The organism is Paenibacillus pabuli NBRC 13638 (assembly GCF_001514495.1).
Classification (GTDB): domain Bacteria; phylum Bacillota; class Bacilli; order Paenibacillales; family Paenibacillaceae; genus Paenibacillus; species Paenibacillus pabuli.
This window is the reverse complement of record NZ_BCNM01000018.1, coordinates 37,009-55,959: the sequence shown is the minus strand read 5'-3', so window position 1 is coordinate 55,959 and position 18,951 is coordinate 37,009. Positions and strand designations below refer to the sequence as shown.

At 47.5% G+C, this 18,951-nt stretch carries 18 protein-coding genes and 1 pseudogene; 14 read left to right on the top strand and 5 right to left on the bottom strand.

Annotated features, from left to right (window positions below):
- Positions 1-131 precede the first annotated feature (131 nt).
- From PPA03S_RS33015 to PPA03S_RS22540, 3 genes are all read right to left on the bottom strand, one after another.
- Complete coding sequence (locus PPA03S_RS33015; RefSeq protein ID WP_017690769.1) at positions 132-299, bottom strand: hypothetical protein; 168 nt, start codon at positions 297-299, stop codon at positions 132-134.
- Between the two features lie 544 nt (positions 300-843).
- The gene (locus tag PPA03S_RS22545; protein WP_082704272.1) at positions 844-1,665 is read right to left on the bottom strand and encodes a zinc ribbon domain-containing protein; all 822 of its coding nucleotides are present in this window, start codon (positions 1,663-1,665) and stop codon (positions 844-846) included.
- Between the two features lie 69 nt (positions 1,666-1,734).
- Positions 1,735-2,685: a helix-turn-helix transcriptional regulator gene (locus PPA03S_RS22540; protein ID WP_062326231.1), complete on the bottom strand. Its 951-nt coding sequence runs from the start codon at positions 2,683-2,685 to the stop codon at positions 1,735-1,737.
- A gap of 83 nt (positions 2,686-2,768) precedes the next feature.
- Here PPA03S_RS22540 and PPA03S_RS22535 point away from each other — a divergent pair, with 83 nt between their 5' ends.
- The 7 genes and pseudogenes from PPA03S_RS22535 (at position 2,769) to PPA03S_RS22505 (ending at position 7,289) form a co-directional block, all read left to right on the top strand.
- Positions 2,769-3,464 (top strand): response regulator transcription factor, encoded by a 696-nt coding sequence (locus PPA03S_RS22535; RefSeq protein ID WP_062326230.1) that lies wholly within the window; start codon positions 2,769-2,771, stop codon positions 3,462-3,464.
- Positions 3,457-4,545, top strand: coding sequence for a HAMP domain-containing sensor histidine kinase (locus tag PPA03S_RS22530; protein ID WP_062326229.1), 1,089 nt, complete (start codon positions 3,457-3,459; stop codon positions 4,543-4,545). The genes PPA03S_RS22535 and PPA03S_RS22530 overlap by 8 nt, the downstream gene beginning before the upstream one ends.
- A 98-nt stretch (positions 4,546-4,643) precedes the next feature.
- Positions 4,644-5,304 (top strand): annotated as a pseudogene (locus PPA03S_RS22525) (M15 family metallopeptidase); the annotation flags it as partial.
- Positions 5,305-5,535: 231 nt separating this feature from the next.
- Complete coding sequence (locus PPA03S_RS22520; RefSeq protein WP_062326227.1) at positions 5,536-6,087, top strand: VanZ family protein; 552 nt, start codon at positions 5,536-5,538, stop codon at positions 6,085-6,087.
- Between the two features lie 12 nt (positions 6,088-6,099).
- Positions 6,100-6,315, top strand: a complete 216-nt coding sequence (locus PPA03S_RS22515) for a hypothetical protein (protein ID WP_157284324.1) — start codon at positions 6,100-6,102, stop codon at positions 6,313-6,315.
- A gap of 225 nt (positions 6,316-6,540) precedes the next feature.
- Positions 6,541-6,939: a hypothetical protein gene (locus PPA03S_RS22510; RefSeq protein WP_062326225.1), complete on the top strand. Its 399-nt coding sequence runs from the start codon at positions 6,541-6,543 to the stop codon at positions 6,937-6,939.
- Positions 6,940-6,974: 35 nt separating this feature from the next.
- A complete protein-coding gene (locus tag PPA03S_RS22505; RefSeq protein WP_062326224.1) occupies positions 6,975-7,289 on the top strand; it encodes a hypothetical protein in 315 nt (104 codons plus the stop codon).
- Positions 7,290-7,430: 141 nt separating this feature from the next.
- On the opposite strand, the gene acnA is transcribed toward PPA03S_RS22505, so the two are convergent.
- Positions 7,431-10,145, bottom strand: coding sequence for an aconitate hydratase AcnA (gene acnA / locus PPA03S_RS22500; RefSeq protein ID WP_062326223.1), 2,715 nt, complete (start codon positions 10,143-10,145; stop codon positions 7,431-7,433).
- Positions 10,146-10,527: 382 nt separating this feature from the next.
- Between acnA and PPA03S_RS22490 the strand changes: the two genes are divergently transcribed.
- The 7 genes from PPA03S_RS22490 to PPA03S_RS22460 all read left to right on the top strand — a co-directional run bounded on the left by PPA03S_RS22490 (position 10,528) and on the right by PPA03S_RS22460 (position 17,104).
- Positions 10,528-11,526, top strand: a complete 999-nt coding sequence (locus tag PPA03S_RS22490) for an amidase domain-containing protein (protein ID WP_439955834.1) — start codon at positions 10,528-10,530, stop codon at positions 11,524-11,526.
- A gap of 131 nt (positions 11,527-11,657) precedes the next feature.
- Positions 11,658-12,758 carry a D-alanine--D-alanine ligase gene (locus tag PPA03S_RS22485; RefSeq protein WP_062326220.1) on the top strand — a complete coding sequence of 367 codons (1,101 nt, stop codon included), beginning with the start codon at positions 11,658-11,660 and terminating at the stop codon, positions 12,756-12,758.
- A gap of 31 nt (positions 12,759-12,789) precedes the next feature.
- On the top strand, positions 12,790-13,113 hold the full coding sequence (locus tag PPA03S_RS22480) for a hypothetical protein (RefSeq protein WP_062326219.1): 324 nt from the start codon (positions 12,790-12,792) through the stop codon (positions 13,111-13,113).
- Positions 13,114-13,270: 157 nt separating this feature from the next.
- Positions 13,271-14,272: a UV DNA damage repair endonuclease UvsE gene (uvsE, locus tag PPA03S_RS22475; protein WP_062326218.1), complete on the top strand. Its 1,002-nt coding sequence runs from the start codon at positions 13,271-13,273 to the stop codon at positions 14,270-14,272.
- A 107-nt stretch (positions 14,273-14,379) separates the two neighbouring features.
- Entirely contained in the window at positions 14,380-15,243 is an 864-nt protein-coding gene (locus tag PPA03S_RS22470) for an inositol monophosphatase family protein (protein WP_411835399.1), read from the top strand.
- Positions 15,244-15,270: 27 nt separating this feature from the next.
- On the top strand, positions 15,271-15,561 hold the full coding sequence (locus PPA03S_RS22465) for a hypothetical protein (RefSeq protein ID WP_062326216.1): 291 nt from the start codon (positions 15,271-15,273) through the stop codon (positions 15,559-15,561).
- Positions 15,562-15,781: 220 nt separating this feature from the next.
- Positions 15,782-17,104 carry an SGNH/GDSL hydrolase family protein gene (locus PPA03S_RS22460; RefSeq protein ID WP_062326215.1) on the top strand — a complete coding sequence of 441 codons (1,323 nt, stop codon included), beginning with the start codon at positions 15,782-15,784 and terminating at the stop codon, positions 17,102-17,104.
- Between the two features lie 362 nt (positions 17,105-17,466).
- Here PPA03S_RS22460 and PPA03S_RS22455 read toward each other — a convergent pair whose 3' ends face one another.
- A complete protein-coding gene (locus tag PPA03S_RS22455; protein WP_062326214.1) occupies positions 17,467-18,951 on the bottom strand; it encodes a serine hydrolase domain-containing protein in 1,485 nt (494 codons plus the stop codon).

Below are 18,951 nucleotides of genomic sequence, written 5' to 3'. Positions count from 1 at the left end.
ACCATAGACTGTACATATGTAAAATGACTGAGGTAACAGAAATTAAAGTGAAATTGCGAATAACCGTTCATCCGCAACTTCGCAGAAGAACGGTGCAACGCAAGCGATTCTCAATTCGCTAGTCATTTCTTTTATCGTAAAGAAGGGGAAGCGTTCTTTTTAGCCATCTTTTGCTGCAAAATTTCATGAAAGGATAGACCTTGAGTGTTCTCATTCTCCTTTTTGGGCGCAGTGGTCGCCGTGTTGCGCGGATATTGGTGGTGGTACGGGATCATTTGCTGAATAGGCATGCGGATCATCTTGGTTCCTCCTTTTAATGCATTTTCGAATATGCATATGTGATTGTTAAATCGATTATGTATTCCGACGGGTTATCGTCTCTGTTACGCAAATAGGTATATGTGACTTGTTAGCCGAAACAGGCAACTTTAGGTGTAATTCCAATTGGATTGTAGTGATTTTACCCCGTATCGGGGAGATGTAAACGTTTTTGAGGAAATTCAGGAGGAAAGGACTGCATATGTGAGGTTTCGTATGGGAGGATAGAAGCGGTTGTTAAGTGAATAGACCCAGTTTCGGGAATGCCATTTGTGTCGAAATTAAGACATATTGTCTGGTTGTATAGGTATGACGCTAGCTAGCTAACTTGGTTCCATGGTCGGTTGTCGGGTGCATATTAGGGAATTTTTTGATGGATAGACCACGGGGAGACACCAAAAAGCCGCCAGGAAGACCCAGCAGCTTAATAGCAATTTGCATAAATCCGGCGAGCGGTATTCAATTGCCAAGATATAGATCAAAACGTCCAATTGGAATTAAGAAATGACCATAATCACTTTTTTCTTATTTTTCTTGGCGAACAGCAATATACAGGTCCACTTGTACATTCTCAGGATCGAGACTCCGCTCATCGTACAATTCGAAATCTCCGGTAAACGTGCGTTCCCCCTGATTGTTCCAGGCCCACACCGCACCCCAGGCCTCACCTACGACCTCGGACATCGGGCCCTTTCTGGAGGTGAACACCGCATAGGTTGCAGGTGGCAGCTCAACGGAACTCACTCCCTCAGGCAAAGATTCATCCGGACCCACCTCATGACCCACCAGAATGGTGTATTCGCCAGTGATGCCATCTGTATAATCAGCGTAACAGCCATAGCGGGCGGCTTCAGGGGCAGGCTGATGATCTGAAGCGAAGTAGCTGTTCCAGAGGCCCTGAATGCAGCCTTTACCACTAATCTCAATGGCATTGGTCGTTCTCGCCGAAACACCTGCAAGGCGTTTTCCTGGCAGCGTCACATACCGAATGGGTTCTGTGGAGAGCGTATTGTCGGAAGCTGCGTGATTAAGCTCAACGGACTCATCCGAATGTTCTGCTGATAATGTCACGTTCCGATCTGAGCCGGATGCATTCCATCTTTTCAAATAAGGAAGTTGATTGCGCAGCATTGACCTTGCTGATTCCTCATCCATACCTTCCTGATTCAGAATGGCGGTGCACATTTCAATCATGCCCTCCAGCGTAAGATTGGGCTGCTCGAACTTGCCTTCTTTGTAACAATAGATACAGTATTCTCGGGTTGTAGTACCCTCTGCTTCTGTTCCCAATTGGGCAGGGGTGGTCAGCGGCATTCCGCAGCTTTGGCATACGGTGACGTTCATCATCAATTCCTCCTCGTTATGTACAGCTTGAATATAGTAGAAGTATAACGGGAGGAACTGGACATCTGTCTGTCAGGTTAGGGGAGGAGCTTTATAATTTTCCACAATTTGTTCAGCGATTCTACGAATCTCCTCTCGAATATGCAGAGGCTCCAGCACTTCGACATCCGCGCCAAATCCAAGAATGAACCCATACAGCCAGTTGTCCTCCGGAAATGCGACTTGGCTGATATAATACCCCTCACCATCTGAAACGACGTTCTCTATGCCAAACCATTCTTCTGCGATGTGACGGATACGGGCATGGAATCTCAGGCTCAGGGCCACCTTATTATCCGGAGTAGCCCAATCCTGCTGCCAGGGCCTGTCCTGCAGGTTAATCGGCTTGCGTTCAAAGCTTCCTTGGGCAAGGGCGACGTCTCGCATGCGGACCAGCTTGAACATCCGAAACTCGCTGCGTTCGTGGCAGAACGCATAGAGGTACCAGGAATGCTTTTTGAGCACAAGAGTATGTGGATCGGTCGTTCGATGGGTCCGGGTACCCTCGGCACTGCAATAGGTAAATGTGATAGGTCGGAGTTGATCCATGCCCTGTTCAATGAGCTGAAGCTTGATTTGCAGCGCTTCGGGATGCGTCCACATCGAATAATCCACAATGAAGCGGCTGGTATTGGCTTGGAAATCCTCATTCTTGGCTTCAGGTACAATGCTGCTGAGCTTCTCCATCAACAAGTCCCGTGCCACATTCGTATGGGAGGTGGAGACACTGCGCAGCGCAGTGACAATGGAGGCCAGATCTTTGTCAGTTAGTACATTCCGGTCAAGTCGGTAGCCCTCTGCAAGGCCGATACCACCGCTTGCGCCCTGATAGGTGACAACAGGAATACCGGCCTGACCCAGCGTGTCTATATCCCGGTAAATGGTGCGGATGGATACTTCAAACGTATCCGCCAGATCCTTGGCCTGTACCCGTCCGCGATTGATCAGCAGCACAACAATAGCTAATAAACGATCCAGTTTCATATATTGGATTCCTTTCAATCATTTATAAGTTGGATGCAGATATGTTATATTGTTGAGCATCACATATAGGAGTGGAATAAGCAATGAAGCGTATTACGATTTTGATCGCAGATGATGAAGTTGAGATCGCTGATCTGGTTGCATTGCACTTGCAAAAAGAAGGATATCACATCATCAAGGCATTCGATGGGAAAGCGGCGGTGCAAGCCGTTCAAACACAAGCGATAGATTTGGCCATTCTTGATATCATGATGCCTGGTATGGATGGTTATGAGGTGACCCGTAAAATTCGGGAGCACTACCACTTGCCTATCATTTTTTTGAGCGCCAAAACCTCCGATATGGATAAGATCACTGGACTTGTGATGGGGGCAGATGATTATATGACCAAACCATTCAACCCGATGGAACTGGTAGCCCGGGTTAATTCCCAGCTGCGCCGTTCACTTCAATTCAGCCAGTCTACACCGGTCCAGCGCTCCATCCTGGAAAAAGGCGGGCTCATTATCTCTCCAGACCAGCATAGCGTCACCCTGTACAGCAAACCAGTAGAGTTAACACCGAAGGAGTTCGACATCCTGTATCTGCTCGCGAGTCATCCCAAACAGGTGTTCAGTGCGGAGAGCATCTTTGAACAGGTGTGGGGAGAGGCTTATTATGAGAGCGGCAATACGGTGATGGTTCATATTCGGACCCTGCGCAAGAAGCTGGGCGAAGATGTGGACAAGAACAAGTTTATCAAAACGATCTGGGGTGTGGGGTACACGTTCAATGAATAAACGCAGAAGTTTTCGAACGACCATGATTCTGTTGCTTGGTTTAAGCATGCTGGCCTCGGGCGCCATCACCTTTGCGGTATATAAACTAATGCAATACTATTACACGGGTGTGCGTGCGGAGGATCCGCTCGCAGAGTATCGCCATTTTATGAGAAGTATAGGGGACATCTACTTTTTCCTCATCTTGTTCATTCCGCTTGCCATCCTGTTTTTCTTCTGGTTTACGAAGCCGTACGTTACTTATTTCAAAAATATCTCGACAGGTATTCGACATCTCGCGAGTGGTGATTTTCAGCACCGGGTGCAGATTTCGACCAAGGATGAGCTGGGTGCCATTGCGGAGGATATTAATCTGGCGAGTCTGAAACTGAGGGAAGCGGTAGAACGGGGAGACTTTGCGGAGAGCAGCAAGGACCAACTGGTTGTAAACCTGGCCCATGATTTGCGTACCCCGTTAACTTCCGTACTGGGTTATCTGGATCTGTTGATGAAGGATGATCAGCTGACGGAGGAGCAGGTCAGGCACTTTACAGCGATTGCTTTTACCAAATCTCAGCGTCTCGAGAAACTGATCGATGATTTGTTTGAGATTACACGAATGAACTATGGCATGCTGACGATTGAGAAAAAAAGACTTGATCTTAGTGAACTGCTAAGGCAGATGAACGAAGAGCTGTATCCCGTTTTTGAAAAGAACCGTCTGGTTACCCGACTGCATATCGATTCCGATTTAACCATCTCCGGCGATGGGGAGGTGCTTGCACGCGTATTTGAGAACCTGTTGATCAATGCAGCGCGTCACGGTAAGGATGGCCTCTATGTGGATATCCATGGGCATCGTGATGCAGGACAGGTGGTCATTCAGATCATGAACTATGGGGGACATATTCATCCGGATGATCTGCCTCATATTTTCGATATGTACTATACTGGAGATCGTGCGCGGACACCTCAGGAAGGTGGAACAGGTCTGGGCCTGTTTATCGCCAAAAATATCGTGGAGCAGCATGATGGGACTATCTCGGCCCAAAGTGATGTGGTACGGACCGTATTTGAAGTTCGTCTGCCCGCATTAGAATGAAGTCCTATGCTAATTTAAGAAAAACTTTAGAATTGCCCTGCTTTTTTTTAACTAGTTTTTTCTATCCTTGATCATACGAGGTAAAGGAGGAGCATGGAATGAAAAAGTGGGGATTTTTGATATGTATCATTGTACTGGGATATTTTCTGATCAAATCACCTGCATGGCTTCAACAGAAGGAAGAAGCGAATCTGGAAGTTCAGGATACGGGTGAAATTCGGGCAGGTTATACCAAAACAATTAACGTGGATATGAAGAATCAAGTACATAAAGGGAATTTATTGCTCGTCAATTCGGAGTATCCCGTTCATGCGGAAGGGATTAGAACCGACATTGTCAATTTGGCTGAACAACAGGAACTGGTCCGCGGATACGGATTGCTGGATCAAAATATCATGTTGTCAAAGTACGTAGCGCAATCGTTCCAGAAGATGATTGAAGCTGCTGGGGAGGATGACGTGCGATATTTTATTATTAGCAGTGGCTATCGGGACTTTGCAAAACAGAAACAGCTTTATAAGGAAAAAGGTTCGGATTATGCGCTTCCTGCGGGTCACAGTGAACATAATCTGGGCTTGTCCATGGATATCGGCTCTACCCTGGCTGCCATGAGTGAAGCGCCAGAGGGAGCTTGGCTGGAGAAGAATGCATGGAAATACGGATTCGTTCTGCGTTACCCAAAGGATAAAGTGGACATCACCGGAATTCAATACGAACCATGGCATTTCCGGTACGTAGGACTGCCGCATAGTGCCATCATGTACCATAATCATCTGGTGCTGGAACAGTATCTGGAGCTGCTGCAGCAGAAAAAGAGCATTTCTGCGGAAGTTGGGGACGAGCACTATGTTATACATTATTACGATGCATCCGAAGGTAAGACCATCAACATACCTGAACACGGCCAATATGAGATATCGGGAGACAACATGAAGGGAGTTATCGTGACAGTGGCGGAATAAACAACAAGAAATACACGGAGGGTTCATTATGAAACCGAAGGGATTCAATATGAAGATCGTTTGGGTGGCAGCATTCATCGTATATTTATATCTGTTAACCAAACTGATTCTGTTCAAGTGGCATACAGTGGATTGGGATATCGTGAGGGTTCAACTTATGACGATCGCGCAGCAGCCTGAATTGATTTATACGCGTACCGTTAACCTGACGCCATTTCAGGAAATTTCAAGAGACTGGAATAGCCTGTCCATGAATCGTCCGGGTACCACGATCCATCTGCTCGGCAATGTCATGGCTTTTATCCCACTGGGCATCTTTATTCCTGTCCTTATGGGGAACAAGCTGTTGTCTGGGGCCAAAGTGCTCGTACTTTCCTTGCTCTTAAGTTTTGCTTTTGAAGCGACACAGTTATTGACGGGTATGGGCATATTCGACGTGGATGATCTTATGTTGAACACCCTGGGTGGAATGATCGGTTATGTACTGTATACTATACTTATTGGTTTGAAACGGATAATCGTCGGTGGAGCGGCTCGCACTGCAAGTAAAGAGTATAACTCCAATCAGAGTCGCGTGTAAGGAGGGGAGCATTTGATGATTTTCTTGGCTGCTTTAATGATTGGCACAGGAATTGTATTTATCGTTCGTCCACGTTATACTACTCATTCTTCGTCGGGGGATGGAACCAACAACAATCAAATTACTGCCAGATGGATTGGATACTCACTGATTATGATGTCCTGTCTGTTCCTGATTATGTCCACACTGCAATTGTTGGATCAAGCTTCACATTACATTGGACATTAAAAGGAAGTGTTGAGGCGTTACACAGCCTTTGTCATAGTAATCAAAAAAAGCTCCCCGTCAACGTGCAGAGCGCATGTGGTGGGGAGCTTTTCTGATGTGCCACAGGAGATTACATATAGGAGTAAAACAAGAAACAAGTCATCACGGTTTGTACATGGGATTGCTAATAAGGTAGAGTAGAGATGATACACCTATTAACCCATATCCTTACAAGGAGGACATATATTGTATTCATTAGCCAAACAACTCGCAGGAAGAATGAAAGCAATCATGGAAATTGAAAGTAAAATTGCTGAAACTGAGCGTAATCACCAAAGTGAAGAAATAGTACGTAATTTAGAACAGAAAAAGTCCGATTTGATAAAAACCTTTACGCGTGATGAGTTACTGGTCATCAAAACGGTAATGAATGTTGGGCGATCAGAGAGAGGATATCGATTCTATTTTGACTCGGAAGACGTTGAAATCATTCACTTACCGATTGAGTTGACCGAGCATGAGTTAATGCAGAAATATTCCTACTATCTGGTACATAAGACTAAAGAGGAATTAGCAAATGGAATTGAGTATTACACGGCTGTCTCGGAACAACTAAAAGAAGGTATGGAAATATTGAAACTATAAACTGCTATCAAGATAGGCTGTAGGAGGTCTGCAAGATGATAATGAAAATTTCGTACTATACGCCAGATGGTTTCTATTATTATGTTCCCGATCAATATGCAGAGCAGATGGAAGAGTGGAGAATTGAATTTTCTGATTTCTTGCAAAGTATAGAGGGGAAGCATCCGTTCACAGAATATATAGAATCTATTAATTATGAGGGTAATTTAGAATATGCTGTTTTTAGCCGTAGTTACGGCGGGGATGATTTTATGGACTGGATCAACGTAGAGAAATTGAACTGCAGAGGGGTATATCGTATTCCTTCGCCACCGGATGATTCGGAAGTTGGATTGAGGATTGATTTTTAAACAAATGTGCTTATAAATAACGCTTCCTGGATTCGTAAGAGGAGGTATAACGTCAAAAAGAGCGTCCCAAAGGTCTTGTTGCTGACCTTTTGGGACGCTCTTTTTGATTATATAAACTTACAGCATTAAACGTTCATGCAATTAAGCTTTTTTCATCATTTGACGCAATACAGTTTGCAGGATACCACCGTTATGATAGTAGTCCACGTCCACCATGCTGTCCAGACGAGCGATAACAGGGAAGTCGAACTTGGTGCCGTCCTCACGAGTTACGGTAACCGTCAGTTCTTGACCCGGTTTCACATCATTGCTCAGACCTGTGATGTCGTACGTTTCGCGACCGTTCAGACCGAGGCTGGACCAGCCATGACCTTCCTGGAATTGCAATGGCATTACGCCCATGCCTACCAGGTTACTGCGGTGAATACGTTCAAAGCTTTCTGCGATAACGGCTTTGACGCCAAGCAGGAATGTTCCTTTTGCTGCCCAGTCACGGGAGCTTCCTGTACCATACTCTTTACCCGCAATAACGATCAGGTTCTGTCCTTCGTCCTGATACTTCATGGAAGCATCGTAGATGGACATTTCTTCGTCCGTTGGCAGGTATTTCGTAATACCACCCTCAGTACCTGGAGCCACTTGGTTACGGATACGAATGTTTGCAAAAGTACCACGCATCATAACTTCATGGTTACCACGACGGGAGCCGTAGGAGTTGAAGTCTTTGCGTTCCACACCATGTTCTTTCAGATACAGTCCAGCCGGACTGGATGGTGCGATATTACCCGCTGGCGAGATGTGATCCGTTGTTACGGAATCAGCAAGCAATGCCATAACACGTGCGGAACGAATATCTGCGATATCAGTCAACTTGTCGCCAAGCTCCTGGAAGAATGGTGGATTCTGAATGTATGTGGAGTTTGGATCCCACTCATACAATTCGCCTTCCGGTACAGGGATCGTATTCCAACGTTCGTTAGCTGTAAATACGTTCTCGTATTTGTTGCGGAACATCTGTGCGTTCAGCGAGCTAGCGATGGTATCCTTGATTTCCTCGGAGCTAGGCCAGAGGTCTTTCAGGAATACAGGCTCGTTGTTGGTATCATAACCGATTGGATCGGTTGCAAAATCAATATTAACAGTACCCGCAAGAGCATACGCTACAACGAGTGGCGGGGAAGCCAGATAGTTGGCTTTGACCTGAGCGTGCACACGACCTTCAAAGTTACGGTTACCGGACAATACAGCCGCTACCGTCAAATCGTTCTCGGCGATTGCTTCGCTTACTTCGTCTGGCAGTGGGCCAGAGTTACCGATGCAAGTTGCGCAACCATAGCCGGCAACGTTGAATCCGAGTTTATCGAGATATTCGATCAAGCCTGCTTTTTCGAGATACTCGGTAACCACGAGGGAACCTGGAGTCAAGCTGCTTTTCACATAGCCAGGCTTGGTCAGACCACGCTCAACGGCCTTTTTCGCAAGCAATCCGGCTCCAACCATAACGCTAGGGTTCGATGTGTTGGTACAGCTTGTGATCGCCGCGATAACGACAGCACCAGCAGTCAGTTCGCTCTTGGAACCGTCAGGGTGTTTCACAGGCACTTTTTCTGCAATTTTCTCGTCGCTCAGTCCATAGCCGCCTTTGTCGATCGGTGTACGGATGATGCTGTTGAAGCTTTCTTTCATTTGAGTCAGCTCGATGCGATCCTGTGGACGCTTAGGTCCTGCGAGACTTGGTACAACGGAAGCCAGGTCCAGTTCAATCACATCTGTAAATTCAGGATCAACCGTGCTGGAAGTCCGGAACATGCCTTGAGCTTTGTAATAAGCTTCAACCAGTTCTACCTGTTCGTCGGAACGGCCAGTGTTACGCATATAGTTCAGTGTTTCACTATCAACAGGGAAGAAACCGATGGTTGCGCCGTATTCCGGTGCCATGTTGGCTACCGTTGCACGGTCAGCCAGACTGATGTTGGCAAGGCCTGGTCCGTAGAACTCAACAAACTTGCCGACAACGCCTTTTTTACGCAGCATTTGTGTCACTGTGAGTGCCAGATCCGTTGCAGTTGCGCCTTCGCTCAGGCTGCCTGTCAATTTGAAACCGATAACGTCAGGTGTTACAAAATAAAGCGGTTGGCCCAGCATGCCTGCTTCGGCCTCGATCCCGCCAACGCCCCAGCCAACAACGCCGAGTCCGTTGATCATGGTCGTGTGGGAATCCGTACCTACGAGGGAATCCGGGAATACAACCGTCTCGCCATCAATCGTTTTGGTTGCAGCCACGGAAGCCAGATACTCCAGGTTAACCTGGTGGACGATCCCAGTGGATGGTGGAACGGCACGGAAGTTGTTGAATGCCGTTTGCGCCCAGCGCAGGAAGCGATAACGCTCTTCGTTACGCTCGAATTCAACCTTGATGTTGTAGTCCAGTGCATCGTTGGTTCCGAATGCATCGACCATGACGGAGTGGTCAATAACGAGATCGACCGGTACGAGCGGATTGATCTGTTTTGGATCGCCGCCTGCTTTTTTTACAGTATCGCGCATCGCTGCAAGGTCAACGACAACCGGTACACCGGTGAAATCCTGCAGTACGATACGTGCAGGAATGAATGGAATTTCTTTGTTATTGTCACGGCCTTCTGCCCAGCCGGTCAGTTGTTTCACATGTTCTTCGGTAATGGCACGTCCGTCGAATTGACGAACGGCTGCTTCGAGGAGCACTTTAATGGAGAAAGGAAGCTTGGAAAGGTCGCCGTAGCCGCCTTCCTGAAGAGCATCGAGACTGTAGTAGCGGTAAGACTTGCCTCCGACCTCAAGACTGCGGGCGGCGGAGAAATGATTCTTGGCTGACATACATGTACCTCCTTAAAATGTGTCGGTGAGATGAAGAAAACGTTCATTTAGGTGAAGAACAGGCCTTCATCGTTCCGTGTCCTTGTTCGTTAGTTTCATTAGATGAAACGTAATTTCATAATCGTAACTTTAGTTTTAAGTATACCGTTTTCAGCTCCGTACGTAAAGGGCTTTTTGCCCGCCCAATCAAGCCATTGCGACAATGAATACGTTTTCCCGGGAAGGTCATGGAGATGATCTCTTTCGTTCGCATTTTCCCCTATTGCAAGGCCTCCAAACCCCAACCGGACACATACAACCGAAAATTCCCTCATATAAGTAGAAAGAGTATACATGTAATGGATTATTCCAGACAGAACTCATGCCAAAGGGGGACACAGGCTTGGAACGCGAATGGAAGAGTGCTTTATATACCTACGTGAACCAGTATAATCGCTGTGAGATTGACTACCGTCCACAGACGAGTGAACGGATCGTTACCGATCCGGAATTTGTGCTGGAACGGGGAGAGCGGATGGCCAGACTGGACCAATGGTATCGCAAGCGGCGGGCCGTTCCTCTTCGCAGCGAGACCAGTGCCAAGCTTGTGCGGACACTTATGGATGGTTCGGATGAATCGGTGGTGGATGTGCAATTATACAGCAGGCTCTTCTATGAAAAGAGCGGCTTGACCCATCGGGAGGACCGGATTGAGCGGGAACGTCTGACCTTTCTTAGGCAAGGCGGTGTTTGGACCATTGCACGTGTGGAACGTGAAGTGCCGGAGCGTCGTCCGGTAGGGGAAGGACGTCCTTTTCAACAGGCGGATTTTGTACAGGGGATGAATCGGCCGCTCCTTAACCGGGAAGTGCTGGGACAGGGCAGAAGATCAAGGCAGCAAATGTATCGCAGGGATCTGGCTGTTGCCTACGCGGATCGTTGGTGGAATGCGGGAAACCCGGCATTTGAGGAATTTGAGGTAGACTGCACCAATTATGTGTCCCAATGTCTCTTTGCAGGGGGAGCACCCATCCACTATACTGGTAAAAGAGAAGCAGGTTGGTGGTATAAAGGGTATGTAAATGGCTCGGAAATGTGGAGTTACAGCTGGGCGGTCTCCAATAGTCTAGAGCGTTATTTATCCGGCAGCAGTTGGGGGTTATCTGCCACAGAAGTGGAACGTCCCGAGCAATTGATGCTTGGCGATGTAATCCTCTATGACTGGGATGGCGATGGCAGGTTTCAGCACAGTACCGTGGTGACCGCCTTTGATGCGGGAGGCATGCCGCTTGTTAACGCACATACGGTCAGCAGCCGCCACCGTTTTTGGGATTACCGGGATTCTTACGCTTGGAACGAGCGGACGGTGTACCGGCTTTTTCACATTGCAGATGAGTTTTGAGAGCCAAGGATTTTACGGGATTCGGTGACGTGGACATCCGCTTCCGTGTAAAATAAGTCTAGATAGCAGAATAAATGTGGTGCTGAACATGCAGAGCTGGCAGCATCATGCACAGATAATCGGAGGTACGCATGAGTATGGATAAATTAAAAGTAGGCGTCGTTTACGGCGGGAAGTCAGGCGAGCACGAGGTGTCGCTGCAAACGGCGTTTGCTGTAACAAACGCATTTGATTATGAAAAGTATGAACTGGTTCCTTTTTACATCTCCAAGCAGGGGACGTGGAAAAAAGGACCTGTCATGCATGCGCCGTTCGCGCAGATTGAAGATTTGAAGCTGGAGCAATCGGCGGGTGGAACGCAGGATGCGCTGAACGCCCTGTTTGGCCGTTTGTATGGCGGAGCAGAAGCGCTAGACGTGATGTTCCCTCTGCTGCATGGTACGTTTGGAGAGGATGGCACCATTCAGGGCATGTTCGAGATGGCGGATATGCCATATGTAGGTGCAGGTGTACTGGCTTCGGCTGGCGGCATGGACAAAGTGGTCATGAAAAAGCTGTTTGCACAGGCTGGCATTGACCAATGTGCCTTTACGTATTTTAACGCGACACAATGGAAGCAGACAGAGCACGAAATGATCGTACAGGTCGAAGATCAGCTGGGGTATCCTTGTTTTATCAAACCGGCGAATCTGGGCTCCAGCGTAGGAATCTCGAAAGCACGCAATCGGGATGAACTCAAGACAGCTGTCGAGTTTGCACTTCGTTATGATACGAAGGTTGTCATTGAAGAGTTTGTGGAAGCGCGTGAAGTTGAAGTCAGCGTGCTTGGCAATGATGAGCCGATGGCTTCCGTACCAGGAGAAATCGTATCTTCCGGTGAATATTATGACTATGCAGCCAAATATATTGATGGGCAGTCACAGATGCTGATCCCTGCTCCGCTAGACCCGGAAGCAGCAGATCGGATCCGTGAAGCTGCATTGCAGGCATTCCGTGCGATAGAAGGCAATGGGATTTCCCGTGCAGACTTTTTCATTCGCAAATCGGATGGGGCCTTGCTTATTAATGAGGTAAACACTATGCCAGGTTTTACTCCATACAGCATGTATCCGCTCTTGTGGCGTGAGACAGGTGTATCGTATGCCGAGCTGCTGGATCGCATGATTGAGCTGGCCTTGGAACGATACAACCGCAAGCAGGCGCTGAACTACGAGAACGGCGTACAGGCATAGCCTGAGAACAATAATATAAGGAGGGGTATGAATGGGATTTCAGACTGAATTCAATTCCGTATGCAAATTCAAGAATGAACAAGAGCTGTTTGAATTGCTTGAATACGGGCGTGGCAAAATGGTCAAGCAAGGCTTTCGGGTATTTCCTACCGGACAGAAAGTCATTGCGTATACACCGGATAACGTGGCCGTAGCCATCGTAAAAATCGTAGTCTCCATTGCGGAGATCAACTTCCAGGGTCAGGAAGTAACTGAGGTGGAGATGCAATTGATCCGCAAACTAAACGAGGAAGAATCACGCATTCAGACCGCACTCGCAGATGAGATGTTCTTTGGGGAGCAGGCGCAGGAATAGTTTGCCTCATTATATGAAGCGGAACGGGTAGAAGGATTTGTCCAAATCACGATTATGGTCACTCTTTTAGGGTAAAACTTGGTTATATACATTGACGGGAAGACAACCGGTATACATGCCAGGAAGGATTTCCGCCCTAATAGAGAGGAAGAACTTCATGCTTGTACGTTTTGGCTACGTGGCGATGTCCGTGCTTGTGGAAAATGCTTCACCATCCCGGACGATGACCATGTCCAGTTTCAAGAAAATTGATGACAGGGAAGCGGCGATTCGCAAGCTGGAACGGATTGCAGCCGAGAATCTGCATAATACATTACGTTTGCTCAGGCACAACAAAGGCAGTCATATTCATGTATATCGTTTCTCTTCCAAATTAATTCCGCTCGCAACACATGAGGATTTGAGTGATTGGGACCCGTTTCCCGCGCTCAAGCAGGACTTTGCTGCAATTGGTGATTTTGTGAAGGCGAACGAGATGCGTGTATCCTTCCATCCGGATCATTTTACAGTACTCAGTACACCAAGGGAGGAAGTGCTGCGCAACTCTATGCGTGACCTTCGTCATCATGTACGGATGCTGGATGCCATGGGTTTGAATGCCACTGCCAAGAATAATATACATATTGGTGGTGCATACGGGGACAAGCCTAGTGCAGCGCTGCGTTTTGAAGAGAATTTTCTGAAGCTGGATCAGGATATTCAGGAGCGGTTGACGCTTGAAAATGATGACAAAACGTTCAATGCACCCGAGACACTCGCGGTTTGTCAACGTATGGGGCTGCCCATGGTGCTGGATATCCATCATCAATGGGTGAACAATGAAGGCGAACAGCCATGGGATCTATGGCCGGATATATTGAAGACCTGGGAGTCCCCGCTTGCCCAAGCGGATTCGCCGATAGACAAGCCGCTGCCTCCCAAAATTCACGTCTCCAGTCCAAAGAGTGAGAAGGACCTGCGTGGTCATGCTGATGGTGTTGAAGTAGAGCCGTTGCTCGCATTTTTACGTCATATAGCAGCAGATACGCCCGCCCTGGATGTGATGATTGAGGCCAAGCGCAAGGACGAAGCTCTGGTGCAGTTGATGCAGAAGCTAGCATTCTATCACGAAGAGGGTGTGGAATGGGTGGACGAGTCGACGGTCATCATTCATCCGTAGCGCCAAAAGGGGCCTGGGCACCGAGAAACTTTACGACCCTCGGGGCGTATACTTTTAACAAGTATTTTAATTTTTCGTAGATTGATATAGAAAGTAGAGTGAACGCTTTGAATGAGAAGGAAAAAACACCTTATGTCGTGACAAGCAAAAGCTATACTGCCGTTGCTATTAATGCAGCTTCCAAAGCTGGAGAGTGGATCAAGACCCGTCTCGGAACGGTGGGGGATCCCGGAACCAAGTATTCACCGCAGGATCTCGTTACCGAAGTGGATAAAGGAGCGGAGCAGATGATCCGCCGCCTGATTCTGACGCATTTCCCCCAACATGCCATTCTGGGTGAAGAAGGCGTCGAACCAGGACCGGAAGCTTCGGCGAAAGCGCTGAAAGAAGCGGAGGAAGAAGAGTTTCTCTGGATTGTGGACCCGGTGGACGGAACGACAAATTTTGTGCATGGTTTCCCGTTTTACTCCGTATCCATCGCTTTGGCTCATAACGGTGAGGTGATTGTGGGGGTAATCTACGACCCTTCCCGTGACGAGATGTTTGTTGCGGAAAAAGGAAAGGGCGCCTACGTCCATGGAAACCGCATGGTTGTGTCTGGTGAACAGGAATTGGCTCAGAGCCTGATCGCGGTTGGTTTTCCGGCGGACACGACCTACGCGTTGCCGATTAATATGGCCGCTGTCCAGGCACTTGCGCCGCAAGTGCGCAGTCTGCGCGCAGGCGGTTCTGCTGCCCTGCATTTGGCATATGTTGCAGCGGGGCGTCTCAGCGCTTATACCGAAGTGGGTTTGAAACCATGGGATATCGCCGCAGGTGCATTGCTGGTTGAGGAATCTGGCGGCAAGGTTACCGATACCGTGGGGACACCTTACCAACTGTCGGTGAGTCATGTGGTTGCGAGCAATGGCAAGATTCATGATGCACTGACAGGTGTGCTCAAGGAAGCAAAAGCAACAGGTCTGGAGTAAAAAAATTTACTGAAGGAGCGAACAACAATGGATGAATCCAAAGAACTGGAACGACGTTTGAGTGATATGCTGACTGAAGGGGACATGGAGGAGTCCGGCGATGCTGACAAGCGTGAACGCCAGCTGATTCCTCCCAAGTACGAGGTGCGCATCCAGACAGAACGGGACCCGATTGTCGAGGAAACGTTGAAGTACCGGGATATGGCCCGAGAAGTGGATGATCGCTATGATCGGTATATCGAACGTTCAGCCGAAAACAAGCCGGATATGGAAACGATGGGTTCCCATTCCGGAGACGCGGAGAAACCGAAATCTTGACAGATTAGCTTTTGATCTGTGGTAAACGAAGGGGCTTTCCAATAGTCATGAATATGACGGGAAGCCCCTTTTAGGTGAGGGCATGCTTTTTCGTGCAGACGACAGAGCCCCTTTAATAATGGTAGAATAGGGTTACACGAATTCTTCTGTCATCGGAGTGAACAGTGTAATATGTAATTATTTTATTCTATAGATATGAGAAAAAGGAGTGTTACCCCGAATGAAGCGTAAACGTATATGGAGCAATACAGCGGCAAGTTTAACAGCCAGCATGTTGGCGGGTATGTTGTTATTGGCATCTTCCGCACAGCCTGCGCACGCCGCAGATAACAGTTCTATCGCATTGCCAGCGGGTAAAACCCAAGCATCCCTGCCTGCACAGAAAGATGCAATTGCGTTAACCAAGGAATTCCGTATTGTAACTTTGGGGGATTCTATTACGGTCGGCTATGAGCCGAATCTGAAAGAACTGCCTTATGGTTATGTAGAACGGTTGCAGGAACAAGGCCTGCTCCATGGACGTACCAAGGTGGACAACTATGGGATTGCCGGCTTGAAGAGCACAGGGCTGAAAAACTTCACAGATGCGATGAAGGAAAGTAAAGCCATCACATCCGAAGCTATCCAACCCTCCCTTCCTGATCCAAGAGCTGGACAAGTGGGTGCCAATATTGCTGCTGTCCGTGAAGATGTAGCTCAGGCTAATCTGGTTGCGATCACCATTGGAGGCAATGATGTATCCGAGTTGCTGGGTTCAGCAGATAAGCTCAGTGATGCGGAAATGGAAGCAAAAGTAAAAGAATTGCTATCTTCCTATACAGCGAATGTTAGCGCTGTGATCAATAATATACATGAGGTTAACCCCAACGCCAAAATCGTGATCGCTGACCAGTACCAACCTATGCCAGAAGTAGCTGGTAAGGAGCTTTATGCGAAACTGATGGAAGCCTCTCAGGGATTCACTGCAACCATTGATGGTATTGCGGCTGAATTTTCCGCTAAAGGGATCGACGTAAAAGTGGCTCATGTGGCCAAGGAATTTGTTGGCGGTGAGGGCACGATGACTCACATGATTAAGGACCGCGATTTCCATCCGAATCAGTATGGATATGAAACGATTGCCAACGTATTCGCACAAACGATTTGGGGCGATTACACCAAACTGACAGCTCCTGCTGCAGGCCAACCGATGAATATCATCGTCAGTGGCAAAACGCTGGATACACCGTACAAACCAATCATCCGCAATGGCAAAAACTTTGTGGCGATCCAGGATATTGTGAACGCGGTTGGCGCAACCACGGTATGGGATAACAAAACCTCAACCGCAACCATTACATACGGGGACCGGAAGGTTGACGTGAAGATCGGTGCCACAGCCGTTCAGGTAAACGGTGCATCCGTAACTGTGGATACACCTGCATTCCTGAACAAGGTCGGCAAAGAGTCCAAAACATATGTACCTCTTGCCATGGTAGCCGAGGGTCTTGGTTTTGATGTGCAGTATGTAGCCAAGTTGAAAACCGTTTTTGTAAACCCATAAGCTCAGAACAACTATGTTGACTGGACACTGAAGACGTTTTGGGAATTGAATTCTCTATAGCTAAATGGATATAGATAGGTGTTTATAATGTAAAAAGAGCCAGTCTTCTTTTCTGAAGATTGGCTCTTGCATTTTATCCCATGGTCTAGACCCCGCTCATGTCCAAACTATTTATTGGACGCTCTTCTTTCTTTTTTTGTAAAGATGACAGCACTAGGACTAAGTTTTGAAAGTAACTTACCGAGGTAATCTCCACCGTAACGTAGGGCAGAAGTGATTGCTTTTTTTATAACATTCGAAATGAGATTTTGTGTTCCTACATCGCCTTTATATAGAGCTGCTGACGTTATGAATCCATAAAGTTAAAGTTCCGGGGAATCCATTTTGGTTATACGGTTAATATGGATTTTTTTTTTGGGAAAAAAGCCAGTGACAAACCATGCCCCAAACCAGATCAGGATACAAACCAAGATGCTCTTTTTGCCTGAATGCAGGTCCACAAGGGTTGCTGCATAGGACAGATAAAACAGTGCTGAACTTATGAGTACTAACATGATGGATCGAAAGGCTAATCGAACAACGTGTTTATGGGGTTGCTTTGTTATGAATAACCTTTTTCCTTGAAATAGGGAAATGCAAAAAAGTAGGAGGTATGCGCTAACCCATGCACCAAGAACGATAGCAATCAAGGCGTTGACTCTTTGAGCCTGCATAAGTGCATCTTGCTTTTCAGGCCGAATTCCGGTTTGGGATTCGATCCAGTCGTGATATACTTCCTGACGCAAATCTACGCCGGTCTCACTGTTGGTAAGTATAACTAATCCGTCTCCTGTGGAGGGAATCCAGCCATAAAAGGAATGCCATCCCCGGTTGTCCCCGGGATGATAGAGAAGAGTGGTTTGATTGGATAATGTTCTTGAAAATATGCCTAAACCGTTCTCCGAAATGACGGGGGTCTGCATCTCTTTAACCAGTTTGCTTGAAATGACTCCCCGCCCCTGATGATCATTATTTTTGCTTTCCATGCTGGTCAGAATGAGCTTTACCATATCACTGGCTGTTGTCTGCAATCCGGCCGCAGCTTGCTCGGTGAACTGATAAGTAGGAATCTGTTGCCCAAAATAACCGTAGGCTTTAGAAAGTTTGGGGTTAGCTGGATTTTGTTGAAATGTACTATGCTGCATGTCCAGTGGTTGCATGACCTGCTCATCCATGTATCGGTCAAAAGGCATGCCCGTAATCTCTTCAATGACGAGCTGCAGTAAAGTGTACCCTGCCCCTGAATACAGGGGTTCAGTTCCAGGTTTGTGATCAATCGTTAACGGAGTGTTCAGCAGCCCTTTGCCCGATAAGGACTCTTCAATCGTGGAAAGTGGCTTTCCCGGTGCTGTTCCCAAGTATCCACGATGTGCAGAAAGACCGGCTGTATGGCTCAGTAGTCTTCGAATGGTAACTTCTTTTTGGCTATAAACCCCATCAGGTAGATGCCAACGTGTAAGAAATTTATCAACCGGATCGTCGAGCGACAGTTTACCTTCTTCAACCAGATGCAGTATTCCCCATGCGGTCAGGCTTTTGGAAATAGAACCTGCCTGAAACAGGGTATCTTCATTCAAGGCGATTTTACGAGATTGGTCTGCATAACCGTAGTGAAGTATGTAGGCGGGTTTCCCGTCTTGAACAATACCAACAGCTACACCCGCAACCCCATACTTTTGTTGAAGTTGAGGCATTTTCCTGTCCAGATGAAGCTTAAAGTCACCCACATTTTCGGCGGAGGATAAGCCCGGTGACCAGATACATAGAATAATTACAAGTAACACGGGTGCCTTCTTCAAAATACTCAT

What these genes read in the sequence shown, in the direction of transcription:
- PPA03S_RS33015 (WP_017690769.1), bottom strand. Translation starts at nt 299, where the DNA reads ATGATCCGCATGCCTATTCAGCAAATGATCCCGTACCACCACCAATAT.
- PPA03S_RS22545 (WP_082704272.1), bottom strand. Translation starts at nt 1,665, where the DNA reads ATGATGAACGTCACCGTATGCCAAAGCTGCGGAATGCCGCTGACCACC.
- PPA03S_RS22540 (WP_062326231.1), bottom strand. Translation starts at nt 2,685, where the DNA reads ATGAAACTGGATCGTTTATTAGCTATTGTTGTGCTGCTGATCAATCGC.
- PPA03S_RS22535 (WP_062326230.1), top strand. Translation starts at nt 2,769, where the DNA reads ATGAAGCGTATTACGATTTTGATCGCAGATGATGAAGTTGAGATCGCT.
- PPA03S_RS22530 (WP_062326229.1), top strand. Translation starts at nt 3,457, where the DNA reads ATGAATAAACGCAGAAGTTTTCGAACGACCATGATTCTGTTGCTTGGT.
- PPA03S_RS22520 (WP_062326227.1), top strand. Translation starts at nt 5,536, where the DNA reads ATGAAACCGAAGGGATTCAATATGAAGATCGTTTGGGTGGCAGCATTC.
- PPA03S_RS22505 (WP_062326224.1), top strand. Translation starts at nt 6,975, where the DNA reads ATGATAATGAAAATTTCGTACTATACGCCAGATGGTTTCTATTATTAT.
- acnA (WP_062326223.1), bottom strand. Translation starts at nt 10,145, where the DNA reads ATGTCAGCCAAGAATCATTTCTCCGCCGCCCGCAGTCTTGAGGTCGGA.
- PPA03S_RS22485 (WP_062326220.1), top strand. Translation starts at nt 11,658, where the DNA reads ATGAGTATGGATAAATTAAAAGTAGGCGTCGTTTACGGCGGGAAGTCA.
- PPA03S_RS22480 (WP_062326219.1), top strand. Translation starts at nt 12,790, where the DNA reads ATGGGATTTCAGACTGAATTCAATTCCGTATGCAAATTCAAGAATGAA.
- uvsE (WP_062326218.1), top strand. Translation starts at nt 13,271, where the DNA reads ATGCTTGTACGTTTTGGCTACGTGGCGATGTCCGTGCTTGTGGAAAAT.
- PPA03S_RS22465 (WP_062326216.1), top strand. Translation starts at nt 15,271, where the DNA reads ATGGATGAATCCAAAGAACTGGAACGACGTTTGAGTGATATGCTGACT.
- PPA03S_RS22460 (WP_062326215.1), top strand. Translation starts at nt 15,782, where the DNA reads ATGAAGCGTAAACGTATATGGAGCAATACAGCGGCAAGTTTAACAGCC.
- PPA03S_RS22455 (WP_062326214.1), bottom strand. Translation starts at nt 18,951, where the DNA reads ATGAGTATTTTGAAGAAGGCACCCGTGTTACTTGTAATTATTCTATGT.